Origin of the sequence: Pantoea sp. Sc1 (genome assembly GCF_000255315.1) — a bacterium.
Classification (GTDB): Bacteria; Pseudomonadota; Gammaproteobacteria; order Enterobacterales; family Enterobacteriaceae; genus Pantoea; species Pantoea anthophila.
In genome coordinates this window covers 49311-63863 of record NZ_AJFP01000002.1, presented here as the reverse complement: position 1 = coordinate 63863, position 14553 = coordinate 49311, and the positions used below count along the sequence as shown (strand labels likewise).

Genomic DNA, 14553 nt, shown 5'->3' with positions numbered 1-14553 from the left:
AAAAGATGACGCAGAAAGTGATTTTAATTACCGGTGCATCAAGCGGTATCGGTGCTGGCATTGCACGCGAACTGGCGAAGAGCGATGCCATTCTACTGCTGGGTGCACGTCGTGAAAGTCGTCTGGCTGCCCTGGCGGAAGAGCTGCGCTTTAATGGTTCTGAGGTGGCAATCAAAGCACTGGATGTGACACGCCGCGATGACGTCACGCAGTTCGTTGACTATGCGCTGGAAAAATGGGGCCGGGTGGATGTCATGATCAACAACGCCGGCATTATGCCGCTGTCGCCGATGGCGTCGCTGCGGGTGGAAGAGTGGGATCAGATGATCGACGTCAATATCAAAGGCGTGCTGTATGGCATTGCGGCGGTACTGCCGTCCATGCTGACCCGCCAGTGTGGTCACATCATTAACATCGCATCCATCGGCGCGCTGGCGGTGTCGCCCACCGCGGCAGTCTACTGTGCCACGAAGTTTGCAGTGCGGGCGATTTCCGATGGGTTGCGGCAGGAGAACAGCGAGCTGCGCGTCACCTGTGTTCACCCCGGCGTGGTCGAAAGTGAGCTGGCATCAACAATCACCGATCCGGTAGCGGCGGAGGCGATGCAGCAGTATCGCGCCATCGCGCTGCAGCCGGACGCCATTGGTCGCGCCGTGCGTTATGCGATTGAGCAGCCGGAAGAGGTGGATGTGAACGAAATTGTGGTGCGGCCAACCCGAACCCGGCAGTAAGCAACCGGCCCGATGCACGATGGACACCGGGCCGGCGCTTTTTTCTGTCAGTAGAGTACTCTGCGGGTACGCTGTACGGTGACGGCGATCGCCGTCAGCGCTACCAGCATCAGGAAAACCCCAAGGCCAACCATGGCATTAAATCCATAGGCCTTGAAGAGCAGCAGTCCGGCGATACAGCCGCTTAAGAAGGAGAAGACCGTGGTCAGATGGGTATGCAGCACCTTCTGGAAAAAGCGACGGTCGTCCGTCTCAAGATGTACAGCATGTGAAGTGTGAGCAAAAATCCATGAACCCAGCGCAATACCCGCATCGGTCAGCGTCCCGGTGATGTGGGTCGATCTGACACGTCCGTTGGAGAGCTGCGTCGAGGTGGCGTTATGAATCCCCATCAGGAAGCCCAGCACAATCAGGATCTCTCCGTTGTAACTGGGCCGATAGTACATCAGCTCGAAGATCGAGGCCGCCGTCAGTGCCAGCCCCTCCGCCAGAATGATCAGACAGAAAATAGTGCGTAACCGGTATTTATGCCCCACCACCACTGCCAGTCGGGCAACGGTACAGCCAAAAACGAAGGCAATAATCAGTGCCATCAGAAACAGCATGGTGTGGAGATCGCTGGTGGTAACTTCGGCAGAGATCTGCGAGGTGTTGCCGCTCATGTGCGAGGGGAAAAACCCAAACGCCCCCAGCGCCATGGCATTAAGGATACCGGCGGTGGTGGCAAGCACCAGCGCCAGCAGTCGATCTTCGGTATGCGAACGCACTTTCTTCTTTTTTATCAGCACAGGCTACCCCACATCAGGTGATTGCAATAAATCCATAAAACCTAAAGCATACAGCCTGATACGAATAATTCCTGTCAGAACCAGATAACTCTGATGAAATAAGCCATTAATTTTGCTGATTTTTATAAAGCAGATTCAGTTTACTTTTAAAAGTGTCAACGACGCGATGAAACACCGGAGCGCATTCTCAGTCTACGATAAAGAGCTGCGCGCCAGCTGACGTAAAGGAACGGTGCGGTTCAGCGTCATCTGCCACCTGATAACTGACACCCGGCGTCAGAACGAAACGGCGGCCATCGGCCAGTTCGGTGTGCAGCTCACCCGACAGGCAGAGCAGGATATGGCCTTTGGTGCACCAGTGATCGGCGACATAGCCCGGTGAATAGTCCACCATCCGCACCCGGATATCGTTGAACCTCACGGTTCGCCAGGTCGCATGCCCCTGCTCGCCGGGATGGATCGTCTCTTCAATCTGATCCCACTGCGTCAGACCAAAGGGCAGATTTTCAATTTTCATCTGTTTGCCTCGCTGACGTCAGGCCAGTGCCTGAATGACCGCCTCTTCGGCGTGGATGAGCGTAGTATCGAACAGCGGGACGCTGGCATCGGTGGCATCCACCAGCAGGGTGATTTCGGTACAGCCCAGAATAATGGCCTCCGCCCCCTGCCCGACCAGCCGCGCCATGATCTCTCTGTAACGGCGACGCGAAGCGGGATTGATCTCGCCCAGACAGAGCTCGTGGTAAATAACCTCATGTACAAAGTGACGATCCTCTTCATCCGGCGTGATCACCGTCAGATCGAATTGTTCCTGAAGCCGCCCGCGATAGAACGCCTGCTCCATGGTGAATCGTGTCGCCAGTAAACCGACCTTACGCAACCCCGCCTGCCGGATACGGCGTCCCGTGGCGTCGGCGATATGGAGCAGCGGTATCGTTGTTGCCGCACTGATTTGCGCGGCCACTTTATGCATGGTGTTGGTACAGAGTACGATGAATTGCGCACCGGCCCGTTCCAGATTGCGCGCCGCGTCGGCCAGTATCTCACCCGCCTGCTGCCATTCTCCCGCCGCCTGCAGCTGCTCAATGCGCTGAAAATCGACGCTGTAGAGCACCAGCTCTGCCGAGTGCAGGCCGCCCAGCCGTTCTTTAACCTGCTGATTGAGTATGCGGTAATAGAGCGCGGTAGATTCCCACGACATACCGCCTAACAGACCGATGACTTTCACGATGCTCTCCAGATTCAGGGATGAAAACTCAGCATGCCAGATCGGCGGGGTTCAGCAATCATAATCAGCAGGCAGGCATAAATTCAGCCGAACGGCGTGACCCGTGCGCAGATTCTGTGGCAGGATACGCGGCCTGCGTCCTGCCCTATCCGGCAGACTGATTTTCACCCAACGCGTGACTGACATGACAAAACTCAAATTCATTCTTCCCCTCCTGCTGATTCTGGCCGCCGCGGTCTGGTGGCTGATGCCGCATGAGAGTGATGAAGAGACGGCCTATTACATCGCCGTGTTCTGCGCCATCAGTCATCATGATGAACAGCAGCTGGCGCCGCAGATGCAAAAGGTAATCGAGGGCAGTAATTCTGACTATGCGCTGCAGAAAAACAGTTATAAAACCTCGCTGGGCAGCAGCGTGATCGGTCGCTGGCAGCAGCTGACGCCTGATGCAAAACAGCGCGCCGCAGAAGACAGCGCGGCCTGTCAGGAATTATTAAAGCGCTGAGCCATAGCGGGCGTTATTATCAGATCATTCAGATAACGAGGGATCGATGATGACACAGCCAGAACGAAAAAATTATCCGCAGCTGGGCGAAGTGAAAGCGCCCTATGTGCATGCTGTGAAGCATGCGTCCACACTTTACGTGTCAGGACTGACGGCATTCGGCACAGCGGCTCAGAATGGAACGATTGATGAACAGGCGGAAGCCATATTCGCTCAGCTTAAGGTGATAGCCGCCGCTGAGCAGACGTCGCTTGCCGCGCTAATCAAGGTCACCCTGTTTATCACCTCTTTCGAAGAGATCACCGCCTTGCGGGAAGTGCTCTATCGCCATTATGGTGAGCATCTCCCCGCCAGCTCGCTGGTGCAGGTCAGCGGCCTTTTCTCGCCTGACCTGCGGGTTGAGATTGAAGCCATTTTCGCGCTGTAGAGACTGCCCTCTCTCTCGCTAAAGCAACATCTCTGCCGCGGCAGCCCCGCGTGCGAGATAGCCAATGCGATAGCTCTCCTGCCCGTCTGCTGGTGGCTGAACGCTGGCCGAGATCTCCACGCCCTGCCAGCGGCTGATGTCCCAGGCATTGAAGTCCTCCCTGACCGGCAGTGCCGCCAGGTCGGAGTGGGGAGCGATCGTCCAGCGCTTCAGCGTCATAAACCGGGCGTCAGTCAGATGCCTGACCACAGCGTGCCCCTCTAACGCCAGCCAGCTTTCGATGATCGGCCAGCCAAAGTCACTGACCAGAGTGGCAAAACCGGGACTTTGCAGGAAGCGCTGCATCGCACTGGCCTCCTGCCAGAAATAGAGCGGTGCATAGCGATTTTCATGCAGCGTGCCTTCACTCTGACAGCTGTAAAGAAACGCCTTTGCCACCAGCCCCGGAAATCCCTCCAGCCGGGCGCCATTCTGTCTGATGCGCTCTTTGATGATCGTCATGTCATAATCCGCTGGCAGGGTAAACCGGTAGTGCATCGCAATCATCGCGCCTCCTCCTCTTCCAGCATCCGGCCACCGCTAAAGCTCCACTCCTCGGTGCTGTTGAACTGAAGAATGATCATCACATCGTCAGGGTCGATGGCCATCTCCGCCTGAAGCGCCGTGCAGAGCGCGCGATAAAAGCTCTGCTTCTGATGCCGGGTGCGTGGCCTGCCCGCCAACACCTGAAACAGCACAAACCTGTCACTCCGTCCGCCGCTCAGGTAGTGCCGGTCAAAGACCCGCTGACTGGCCGGTAGTCTTTCTGTCACCTGAAAGCAGTCACGTTCAGGCACATCAAATTCTGCAACCAGCGCCTGCTGAAGGAGGATGGAGAGTTGTTTCAGCGCGGTGTCGCTGTAACTTTCACCTAAGGTAATCCGGGTAAATGGCATCAGGCATTCTCCTCCAGATAGCTCAGGGCGGTAACCGCGGCGGGCCAGCCGGCATAAAAGGCCAGATGCGTGAAGCTCTCAATCAGTTCCTCCTGCGACAGCCCGTTTTGCCGGGCGAAATTGAGGTGCCAGGGCAACTGCTGCACACGTCCCAGCGCCGTCAGCGTGGCCAGCGTCAGCAGGCTGCGCTCTCGCGGAGACAGCACGCCGCGCTGCCAGATATCCCCAAACAGCACCTGCTGCGTCAGTTCAGCCAGTTTGGGCGCGCGCTGCGCCAGGGTTTCCCGATCCAGTGAATTTTTCATTGCGCTCTCCTTTGTTGTCAGCGAGAGTGTCGCCTGAGGATATCATCCTGAAAATCAAATTAATCCGCACTTACCATCCACGTTAACAGGATAGTCATGAATAAAGTGCCCGAGTGTCTCGATATGGATGCGCTGCGCAGTTTCGTGGCGGGCATTGACGCAGGCAGTTTTGCCTCCGCGGCGCAGCACCTGTGCCGTTCGACGTCCGCCATCAGCGCGCAGCTTAAAAAACTGGAGCAGCAATGCGGAACAGCACTGGTGATGAAAAAAGGGCGACACCTGCAGCTGACCCGCAGCGGTGAGCAGCTGATGAGCTACGCCAGACGCCTGCTGTCACTGAATGATGAAACCTTACGGGCTGTGCGAGGCGAAGCATTGCAGGGTGAAATACGCATCGGTATGCAGGAGGATTTTGGCGAGGCGCTGATGCCCGCGATTCTGGGCGCGTTTAACCGGCAGCACCCGGAGGTGATGCTGACCGCCCGCGTCGACAGAAATCTGCCACTGCTTACGGCGCTGGCGCGTCATGAACTGGATCTTGCCCTGCTCTGGCAGGCGGAACCGCAGGCTGGCACGCCGCTGATCGGTCAGTGTCCGTTAGCCTGGATTTACCATCCGGACATTGACCTGGCGGGCATGTTACAGCGCGGCGAGCCTTTGCCGCTGGTGGTGTTTGATGCGCCGTGTGTGATGCGTTCGCGTGCCATCGACGCGCTGGACGCAGCCGCTATTCCGTGGCGGGTGGTGTTTACCAGTCACAGTCTTAGCGGGATCTGGGCAGCGTTGCAGGCAGGCCTCGGCGTAACGCTCCGCACCCGCGCCGGTATGCCCGACAGGCTGGTAACGGAATCACAGCGGCTGCCCCCGCCTGGCACGCTGGGCATCGCGCTCGCCCGCGCAGATCGGGGCGAAGATCCGGCGCGCACGCTGCTGCAGCAGCTGATCGCTGAAGCTGCTCTGCCGTTTGTTCAGCGCTGACCCGCCTTCAGAATGCCCGCGTAATCAGGGAAGCACAGTACTCCGCAGAGACGTCACGATCGCCGAACAGAATATGGTACATGACGGGTGCCACCACCACATCCATGACGCGATCGATGTCAAAGCCCGCTTCGCCACGCGCGACAGCACGGTTGTGCAGGGTTTCAAGATGCTGATAGGTAAACCCGCAACATTTCTGGCTGGCCTCCTCCGCATGACTGTTCATCACGTCGGCCAGCATGTCGCGGCCGACTTTTGACGACATCTCTTCCGCATACTGCTGGATAAACAGGGTAAGATCGCCGGTCATCGACCCGGTATCTTCCGGTTCAGCAATGGGCCGCATCCGCGCCACCGCCACGTCGGCCAGCAGCTGCGTCAGATCGCCCCAGCGCCGGTAAATCGTGGAGGGCGTCACGCCTGCCTGTTCGGCTATCATCGGCACCGTAATCGCGGAGCGGTCAAGTGTCTCAAGCAGCCGGTTCACGGTGTTGTGCACTTCCGCCTGAATACGCGCACTGCGCCCGCCCTGTCGGACCATCTCCCTCGCCATCTTTTCCTCCTGGCTCATCAGCTTCAGATGTAAAATTAAAGCAACGAAATTGCATTAACGGATTATCGCAGTGTACCGCATCTGAAATTTTACAGGCGTTAAAGCGTGCTACCGGGAGAGGAAGGCGCGTTGCCTGCTCTGAGCCAGTCGCTGCGGGTCAGGGTAAACATCAGGCTCGGCGAGAAGCCCTCCAGATCGTTGACCTTTTTCAGGAAGGTTAATCCGGCTTTCTCCAGCACCCGCCGCGAAGCGAGATGATTTTCGCGCACCACACCCGTAATGACGCTCAGTTCAGCTTCTTCAAAGCCATAGCGTATGGCCCGGCGGGAGAGTTCGATGGCATAACCTTTTCCCCAGGCGGCTGGCTCAAAACGATAGCCGAGATTATTGGTCTGACGGCCATCGAACTGGCTTCTGAAGACGCCGCCAAAGCCGATAATTTTTTCCGGGTTCGCTTTTTCAAATATCGTCCAGTCGCCAAACCCCTGTTCCCGGTACCCCTGCAGGATGCGCTCCATGGACTGCAGAGCATACGATCTGTCGGGCCACGGGCCGCGCGGATTAAATCTGTGTGTTTCAGGGTCGCTGTAGATTCTGAAGAGGTCGTCAATATCTTCCTGGCGGGTAAATCTGTAGAGCAACCGCTCTGATTCCCAATACATTTTCTGCTCCTTGTGGGGACGGAATACGCCGCGGCTTACTTTTATATCAGCAATGTCTTTGGTAACCAACACCGCGCAGGTCAGCCTCCTCTCAGGAGAGAGCAGCGGAATGCCTTCAGCGCTTTACAGACGGGCCGGTATCACAAATGACAACATAGCTGTTCTGACGCTGCGGTTATTAGTGTTAAATTTCTGTTTCATCTGACGCGCCCGGACGTTGGCGTGTCGCCACGGCATCATGGACATTCTGACTGATGAGGAGGATGGAGCAACATGACGGAACAGAGCAGCGTCATCACTGAACTTACTGAACTAGAACGTCTTTACGGCACGGTAGCCCGGCCGTCGATCGCTAAGGTGACGGATCATATCCACCCCGCCTATCGTCCGTTTATCGACGCTTCGCCGTTTGTTGCCCTGGCCACATCGGGACCTGACGGGCTGGATGTGTCACCGCGCGGCGATCCGGCCGGCTTTATCGACATTGAGGATGACAGAACACTTCTGCTGCCAGACCGGCGCGGCAACAACCGCATCGACAGTCTGCGCAACATTCTGTATGACAATCGGGTGGCGCTGCTGTTTCTGGTCCCCGGTATTGGCGAGACGCTGCGGGTAAACGGCACAGCCGCAATCAGCACCGATCCGGCGCTGCTGGAACGTTTTGCCGTCAACAACCAGCTGCCAAAGACGGTGCTGCGTATCGCCGTCGACACTGTTTTCTTTCAGTGCAGCCGGGCGATTCTCCGCGCCGGACTCTGGGATGTGACAACGCAGATCCCGCGGCAGAGCCTGCCCAGCACCGGCTCCATTCTCCGGCAGATTGCGGAAATTGATGGTGACGCTTATGACAAAGCGCTGCCAGAGCGCCTGAAGAACTCGCTCTATTGATCCTTCGTGCCTGCCGATCGCTTTTCAGGGATCCGCAGGCTCATTGCTGAGAGCAGGAAGGGATAGCGTCAGGTGAAGCGCGCCAGAATGCTCTTTGCCTGGCTGTAGTCGTAAGAGGTGACTTCAATCTTATTTTCGCTGGGGTCGTTGAAATAGACCGACATCGACACCTCATGGTCACTGATGCTGAACGGGATGCTGTTCTCTCTCAGGACGGGAATCAGCGTGCTGAATGCCGGGGCGGCCACGCTGAACGCGACCGTATGGCCGGGAGGCTGGGTGGTTCTGAGGAAGAGAGAGAGTGATGCTCTGTTGTTCCTGATAACCCGCGGCCCACCCTGTTCAGCCCAGAAACCGAGCGAAACATCGCGTGAAAAGCCCAGCACCGCGTTATACCACTGCTCAGCCTGTGCAATATCTTCAACGTACAAATGGATATGATCGATCTCCGCTATTTTCATGTTCAGGCCTCCTTAAACCCCATTTCTTAGATTCTTACTCAGTCTGATTTAATGACATTTCACCCGCCTCTGGCCGTCTCAGCGTCAGATGATCAACGCGCCGGAGAGACACGTCATTCAGACAGCAGGATTCGTTAAAGCAAAAATATTGCATTAAGCCCTGAGCAGGCGTATACCTCTTTTAAAGCTAATATTTTGCATTAAGGGACTTATCATGACCCATGCTCTGACGCCTCAGGCCGCAACCCGCACCACGATCTTCAGCTTTACCAGCGCCGCGCTGATCTCCGCCACCAGCAGTGCGCCCACACCGCTCTATCCCCTTTACCGGACACTTTTTCACCTGACGCCGACGATGCTGACGCTGATTTTTGGTGCCTATGCTTTCGCGCTGCTGGCGGCGCTGCTGACGGTAGGGAAAGTGTCCGACTATACCGGGCGACGTCCGCTGATGTTGCTGGCGCTGGCGCTCAACGCCATTGCCCTGGTGATCTTTATGACCGCCGGGTCGGCGGCAACCCTGATTGCAGCCCGCCTGGTGCAGGGGTTTGCCACGGGAATTGCGTTACCGACATTCGGTGCCAGCCTGCTGGATGCCAGTAAAACACGCGGGCCGCTGCTCAACTCGTTTACCGCGTTTCTGGGGATGACGCTGGGCACCCTCGCGGGCGGCATTCTGGTGAGTCTGGCCCCCTATCCTACCGTAACGCTGTACGCACTCCTGTTGTTACTGATGCTGTTTGCCATGACACTGCTGCCGCTTATCCCTGAAACCATTTCGCCTCAGCCTGGCGTGCTGGCCGCTCTGCGCCCTCAGGTCAGCATACCGCGCCGTGCGCTCGGCCCGTTGTTAAAAGTGGCACCGGTGAATATCGCCACCTGGATGCTCGGCGGTTTCTACCTCTCTCTGATGCCCACGATGGTGGCAAACGCCACCGGTCTTACTTCGCCCTTCATCGGCGGATCGGTTGTTGCGACGCTGATGCTGAGCGCAACGGCAGCGGTCTTTCTCTTTCGTCCGCTCCCACCCGCCCGCGCACTGGTCATCGGGACGCTGATGCTGATGACCGGCGTGAGCGTGACGCTGACCGGCCTTTCGCTGCATAGTGTGGCCTGGCTTTATATCGGCACCGCCCTCGCGGGCCAGGGGTTTGGTTCTATTTTCGCTAACGTGCTGAAAATCATCATGCAGTTAGCGGAAAGTCATGAACGCGCGGGCCTCTTCTCCGCCTTTCTGATCAAAAGTTATCTCGCGTTTGCCCTGCCCGCGATTGCCGCCGGTATTGTCGCGCCGCATCTCGGACTGACCCGGACGGCCTGGTGCTACGGGATGACCATCCTGGTGCTGGCGATGGTGTCGCTGCTGGCAGTAAGGGGCCGTGCGCTGGCGGGCACAGCCGGTTCCTGATCCCTGGATGACGCGGCCGGTTAGCAGCCGCGTCATCCACAATCGGCGATTTTCACTTACACTCAACGCATTAATGTCTGGTGCAGTTGCTGTGCGATGCCGTGAGAATGATGCCGAAATCCCAATCCGTTCCGGTCCTGGACCGCTTTTCCCCTGCTACCCGGCGCTGGTTTTCTGCCGCCTTTAAAGCCCCGACCCCGGTACAGCAGGCGGCATGGCAGGCCATCGCCAGCGGAGCGCATGCGCTGGTGATTGCCCCTACCGGCTCAGGAAAAACGCTGGCCGCCTTTCTGACCGCTATTGATGCGCTGTTTCAGGTCCGGGCAGAGCAGCCCGCCCCCTCACGTGAAACCACGACCCGAGTGCTCTACATTTCGCCGGTCAAAGCGCTGGCGGCGGATGTGCAGCGCAATCTGACGCTTCCGCTTGCCGGCGTCTGTGCTGAGCGGCAGGCGCTGGATGAGCCCGCGATCACCCTGACTGTCGGAATGCGTTCCGGCGATACGTCGACTGCAGAGCGCGCCCGGCTGCTGCGCCGCCCACCCGATATTCTGATCACCACCCCGGAATCGCTGTTTCTGATGCTGACCTCAAAAGCGCGCACGACGCTGCAGGGTGTCACCACGGTTATTGTTGATGAAGTGCATGCTGTAGCGGGTTCGAAGCGCGGCTCTCAGCTTGCCCTGAGTCTGGAGCGGCTGGATGCACTGCTGCCGCGGCCCGCTCAGCGCGTGGGGCTCTCCGCCACGGTGCGACCGGTTGAGCGCATTGCTGCATTCCTGGGAGGCAGCCAGCCCGTCCAGGTGGTTAACCCCTCCTCCGATCGCACCCTGCACCTGACTATTGAGGTGCCGGTGCCGGATATGACGGACATCGCCAGTGACAGCGACCTCAGCGGCGAAACGCCGTCAGCCAGCGGATCAATCTGGCCGCATATCGAAGCACGCATTCTGCAGCAGGTGATGGCCCATCGCGCCACGCTGGTGTTTGTTAATTCGCGAGGGCTGGCTGAAAAACTCACTGCCCGTCTCAATGCGCGTTTTTTTGAAAGGCAGGCGGCGGAAGATCCGGATACCGCAAGCAGCGACAGCCGTGCTGACCCTATCGCCCGCTCGCATCATGGTTCCGTTTCCAAAGAGCAGCGCGCCGGGATCGAATCGGCACTCAAGCAGGGCAGCCTGCGCTGCGTGGTCGCCACCTCCAGCCTTGAACTTGGTATCGATATGGGGCCGGTGGATCTGGTGATTCAGGTAGGCGCTCCGCTGTCGGTCGCCAGCGCTCTGCAGCGCGTGGGGCGAGCCGGACATCAGGTTGGCGGCATGTCAACCGGCATCCTGTTTCCCCGGACGCGACACGATCTGCTGGATGCCGCTGTCACCTTACAGTCGATGCGTGCCGGCCAGCTCGATGCGCTTAGCCCTCCCTCTAATCCGCTGGATATTCTGGCGCAGCAGACGCTGGCAGCCGTTGCCATGGACTCCCTTCAGGTTGATGCATGGTACAGCCTCGTCTGTCGGGCCGACCCGTTTCGCGGGCTGTCGCGCCGCCTGTTTGACGCCACGCTGGATATGCTGGCCGGGAAATATCCCTCGGAGGGTTTCGCGCAGCTACGGCCACAGCTGATCTGGGATCGTGAGAGCGGTCTGCTGAGCGCGCGTCCCGGCGCTCAGCATCTGGCCGTGACCAGTGGCGGCACCATTCCCGATCGCGGCATGTTCAGCGTGATGCTGCCGGAAGGCGAAGAGCAGGCTGGCTCGCGTCGCGTCGGGGAGCTGGATGAAGAGATGGTGTATGAGTCGCGCATCAATGACATCATCACCCTGGGCGCCTCCTCCTGGCGGATTCAGCAGATCACACACGACCAGGTGGTGGTGGTGCCTGCTCCGGGCCGTCAGGCTCGTTTGCCCTTCTGGCGGGGAGAAGGGGTTGGCCGGTCGGCCGATGCCGGAGCCAGCCTCGGGCTGTTTCTGCGCCAGCTGAATAACGTCTCCCGGGCTGAGGCGGAGAAACAGCTGCTGTCGCTGGGCCTGAATCCCCATGCAGTGACCAATCTGCTGGCCCTGCTGGCGGACCAACGCACCGCAACCGGCGTCATCCCGGACGACCGTACGCTGCTGATTGAACGCTGCCGTGATGAACTGGGTGACTGGCGGGTCATTCTCCATTCCCCGTGGGGAAAGCGGGTCAATGCTCCCTGGGCACTGGCCATTGCCGCACGTATTGAGCACCGGATGGGCCTGGATGCCTCTGTGGCGGCCAGCGATGATGGCATCGTCGCCCGCTTCCCCGCCAGCGAGCAAAAGCCTCCGGGCGCGGAACTTTTTGTCTTCGGGAGTGACAGGCTCACGCAGATCGTTACCGAGAGTGTGGGTCACTCTGCGCTGTTCGCCGCCCGCTTTCGTGAGTGTGCCTCGCGCGCGCTGCTGCTGCCCAGGCGCAATCCGGGCAAGCGTTCCCCGCTCTGGCAGCAGCGGCTGCGCGCCGGTCAGTTGCTGGCGGTTGCCAGCGCGCATGATGACTTTCCGATCCTGATCGAGACCGCACGCGAATGTCTGCAGGATGTTTATGACCTGCCAGCCCTGCACCATTTAATGGAGCAGATAGCGCAGGGCGAGGTGCAGTTCAGCGAAGTCACCACCGGACAGCCCTCCCCTTTCGCCGCTCCGCTGCTGTTCGGTTATGTCGCTGAATTTATCTATGCCAGCGATGCCCCTCAGGCGGAACGTCGTGCCTCTCTGCTGTCACTCGACAGCAACCTGCTGGGTGAACTGCTTGGCCAGACCCGCAAGCGTGACCTGCTGGAACCCGCTGTCGTCGCCGGGGTTGAACAGGCGTTACAGCGCCGTGATCCCCGCTATCAGGCACAGCACGCCGAAGGCATTATCGATCTGCTGCGCGATCTCGGTCCGCTCTCTGTAACGGAGGTACGGGCACGGTTCAGCGGGGATGCACAGCAGGTTACCGGGGCGTTAACGCAGTTTGCGGCTGCGCGGCGTATTATTCCGGTCATTATCGCGGGTGAAGATCGCTGGGCCGTCATTGAAGATGCTGCCCGGCTGCGCAATGCGCTGGCGGTAGCGTTACCTGATGACCTGCCAGCGACGTTTCTGTTACCACCCGCCGCCCCGCTGCATGATCTGATCGGCCAGTATGCACGCACCCATACGCTGTTCACCGCCCGGTCGCTGGCAGCCCGCTATGGTCTGGGTGTCGCCGTGGTGAATGAGGTACTGCTGACCCTGCTTCAGCAGGGCAGCCTGCTGAATATGGGATTGGCAGCTGGCGAGTCGGAACCGGCGTGGGTCTCCACCGACATCTTCTCGCGGCTGCGACTGCGTTCACTGCAATCAGCACGTGAAGCCACGCGCCCTGTTCCGCCCGCTGTCTGGGTTACTCTGTTGCTGGAGCGCCACGGCGTGCTGAATGAACGGCGTCAGGAGCAGCAGGGTGCCGAGGGCGTGTTGCGGGTCATTGAGCAGCTCGCCGGCGTGCCGTTACCCGCCTCGCTCTGGGAGTCGCAGATCCTGCGCGCCAGAGTGGCCGACTATCAACCCGCCATGCTTGATGAACTGCTCAGCCGTGGCGAGGTGATCTGGTGTGGTCATAAGGCGCTGGGCCACAACGATGGGCTGATCTCGCTGCACCTGACGGAATGTGCCGCGGAGACGCTGCCGGTCATTGACACCACCCAGCCTGTCACGCCGCTGCAGCAGCAGGTTATTGACGCACTCAGCCGGGGTGGCGCCTGGTTTGTTCATGAGATCATGGCGCAGCAGGGGGAGGCAGAGTTGCCGTCTGACAGCCTCTGTGAGGCGCTGTGGCAACTGGTGTGGCAGGGTTATGTCACCGCAGACAGCTGGATTGCGGTGCGGGGCCTGCTCACGACACCCGGTGCATCCCGTGCGCGTCCGGCACGTACCCTGCGCACGCGTTTTGGCCAGCGCTTTACACCTGGCGCGCTGACGGCACGCAGACCGGCGGTCAACACTCTGGCCGGACGCTGGTCGCGGCTCCCGCGTCAGCCGGTTGCGCCTGCCCGACTGGCCCTGTCGCTGGCGGAGAACCTGCTTGACCGCTATGGCGTGATCACCCGCGGCAGCGCGGTCGCTGAACAGGTCCCGGGAGGGTTTCCGGCTCTGCAGCCGGTGTTGCGCAGTATGGAAGATGCCGGCCGGCTGTTACGCGGACGTTTTGTCGACGGTGCGGGCGGTGCACAGTTTGCCGATCAGCAGACGATTGAACGACTGCGTAAGCTGGCAGAGAACCCGGTCGCTGAGGCTGACGCCGTCGTACTGGCGGCACCCGATCCGGCTAATCCGTTTGGCGCGATGCTGAGCTGGCCGGTTCATGGCAGCGTTACACGCCCCACCCGTCGTCCGGGCGGACGCGTGGTGATTGCCGGTGGCGCACTGCTCCTCTACCTGACCCCCGGCGGTAAAGAGTTACTGACCTTTACCGACGATCCCGCACGGCAACAGGCGGCGGTGGCGGCGCTGGGTGCGGCGCTGCAACGGGAAAACTCCGCCATGTTTACGCTGGAGCGGGCAGATGGCAAACCAGTAACCCAGTCTCCCCTGCTTAACGCTTTACGCCACGCCGGTTTTTCGCGGGTGCCGCAGGGTCTCAGCTGGTATAGCTGAACACCTGCCGGATCGCTAAATCACCATTACACTTAATCGAC

Annotated in this window: 16 protein-coding genes; 7 read left to right on the top strand and 9 right to left on the bottom strand. The window is 59.4% G+C overall.

The genetic code is table 11. The features are described from left to right. Nucleotides 1-5 precede the first annotated feature (5 nt). On the top strand, nt 6-731 hold the full coding sequence (locus S7A_RS18105) for an SDR family oxidoreductase (RefSeq protein ID WP_009092766.1): 726 nt from the start codon (nt 6-8) through the stop codon (nt 729-731). A gap of 47 nt (nt 732-778) precedes the next feature. Here the strand turns inward: S7A_RS18105 and S7A_RS18100 are convergent, their stop codons facing one another. The 3 genes from S7A_RS18100 to S7A_RS18090 form a co-directional block, all read right to left on the bottom strand. Beyond that, nucleotides 779-1519: a YoaK family protein gene (locus tag S7A_RS18100; protein WP_009092765.1), complete on the bottom strand. Its 741-nt coding sequence runs from the start codon at nt 1517-1519 to the stop codon at nt 779-781. Nucleotides 1520-1706: 187 nt separating this feature from the next. Then, nucleotides 1707-2036 carry a DHCW motif cupin fold protein gene (locus S7A_RS18095; protein WP_009092764.1) on the bottom strand — a complete coding sequence of 110 codons (330 nt, stop codon included), beginning with the start codon at nt 2034-2036 and terminating at the stop codon, nt 1707-1709. Nucleotides 2037-2054: 18 nt separating this feature from the next. After that, a complete protein-coding gene (locus tag S7A_RS18090; protein WP_009092763.1) occupies nt 2055-2747 on the bottom strand; it encodes an aspartate/glutamate racemase family protein in 693 nt (230 codons plus the stop codon). Between the two features lie 184 nt (nt 2748-2931). Here S7A_RS18090 and S7A_RS18085 point away from each other — a divergent pair, with 184 nt between their 5' ends. Together S7A_RS18085 and S7A_RS18080 are read left to right on the top strand one after the other, a co-directional pair. Further along, entirely contained in the window at nt 2932-3252 is a 321-nt protein-coding gene (locus S7A_RS18085) for a hypothetical protein (protein WP_009092762.1), read from the top strand. 49 nt (nt 3253-3301) lie between these two features. Then, nucleotides 3302-3679 carry a RidA family protein gene (locus tag S7A_RS18080; RefSeq protein ID WP_009092761.1) on the top strand — a complete coding sequence of 126 codons (378 nt, stop codon included), beginning with the start codon at nt 3302-3304 and terminating at the stop codon, nt 3677-3679. Between the two features lie 18 nt (nt 3680-3697). On the opposite strand, the gene S7A_RS18075 is transcribed toward S7A_RS18080, so the two are convergent. From S7A_RS18075 to S7A_RS18065, 3 genes are read right to left on the bottom strand one after another with little or no spacing between them, the layout of a single operon-like run. After that, nucleotides 3698-4225 carry a DUF4865 family protein gene (locus tag S7A_RS18075; RefSeq protein ID WP_009092760.1) on the bottom strand — a complete coding sequence of 176 codons (528 nt, stop codon included), beginning with the start codon at nt 4223-4225 and terminating at the stop codon, nt 3698-3700. Further along, the gene (locus S7A_RS18070) at nt 4222-4614 is read right to left on the bottom strand and encodes a tautomerase family protein (RefSeq protein ID WP_009092759.1); all 393 of its coding nucleotides are present in this window, start codon (nt 4612-4614) and stop codon (nt 4222-4224) included. The genes S7A_RS18075 and S7A_RS18070 overlap by 4 nt, the downstream gene beginning before the upstream one ends. Beyond that, nucleotides 4614-4919: a carboxymuconolactone decarboxylase family protein gene (locus S7A_RS18065; RefSeq protein WP_009092758.1), complete on the bottom strand. Its 306-nt coding sequence runs from the start codon at nt 4917-4919 to the stop codon at nt 4614-4616. Before S7A_RS18065 ends, S7A_RS18070 begins: the two co-directional genes overlap by 1 nt. Nucleotides 4920-5015: 96 nt before the next feature. Between S7A_RS18065 and S7A_RS18060 the strand changes: the two genes are divergently transcribed. Then, nucleotides 5016-5897 carry a LysR substrate-binding domain-containing protein gene (locus S7A_RS18060; protein ID WP_009092757.1) on the top strand — a complete coding sequence of 294 codons (882 nt, stop codon included), beginning with the start codon at nt 5016-5018 and terminating at the stop codon, nt 5895-5897. A 7-nt stretch (nt 5898-5904) separates the two neighbouring features. Here S7A_RS18060 and S7A_RS18055 read toward each other — a convergent pair whose 3' ends face one another. Together S7A_RS18055 and S7A_RS18050 are read right to left on the bottom strand one after the other, a co-directional pair. Continuing rightward, nucleotides 5905-6450: a TetR/AcrR family transcriptional regulator gene (locus tag S7A_RS18055; RefSeq protein ID WP_009092756.1), complete on the bottom strand. Its 546-nt coding sequence runs from the start codon at nt 6448-6450 to the stop codon at nt 5905-5907. A gap of 98 nt (nt 6451-6548) precedes the next feature. After that, complete coding sequence (locus tag S7A_RS18050) at nt 6549-7112, bottom strand: GNAT family N-acetyltransferase (RefSeq protein ID WP_009092755.1); 564 nt, start codon at nt 7110-7112, stop codon at nt 6549-6551. A 273-nt stretch (nt 7113-7385) separates the two neighbouring features. Here S7A_RS18050 and S7A_RS18045 point away from each other — a divergent pair, with 273 nt between their 5' ends. Further along, on the top strand, nt 7386-8003 hold the full coding sequence (locus S7A_RS18045; protein WP_009092754.1) for a pyridoxamine 5'-phosphate oxidase family protein: 618 nt from the start codon (nt 7386-7388) through the stop codon (nt 8001-8003). 68 nt (nt 8004-8071) lie between these two features. On the opposite strand, the gene S7A_RS18040 is transcribed toward S7A_RS18045, so the two are convergent. Then, a complete protein-coding gene (locus tag S7A_RS18040; protein WP_009092753.1) occupies nt 8072-8464 on the bottom strand; it encodes a VOC family protein in 393 nt (130 codons plus the stop codon). 214 nt (nt 8465-8678) lie between these two features. Between S7A_RS18040 and S7A_RS18035 the strand changes: the two genes are divergently transcribed. Beyond that, complete coding sequence (locus S7A_RS18035; protein WP_009092752.1) at nt 8679-9872, top strand: MFS transporter; 1194 nt, start codon at nt 8679-8681, stop codon at nt 9870-9872. Between the two features lie 110 nt (nt 9873-9982). Next, nucleotides 9983-14512, top strand: coding sequence for an ATP-dependent helicase (locus tag S7A_RS18030; protein WP_009092751.1), 4530 nt, complete (start codon nt 9983-9985; stop codon nt 14510-14512). Nucleotides 14513-14553 lie beyond the last annotated feature (41 nt).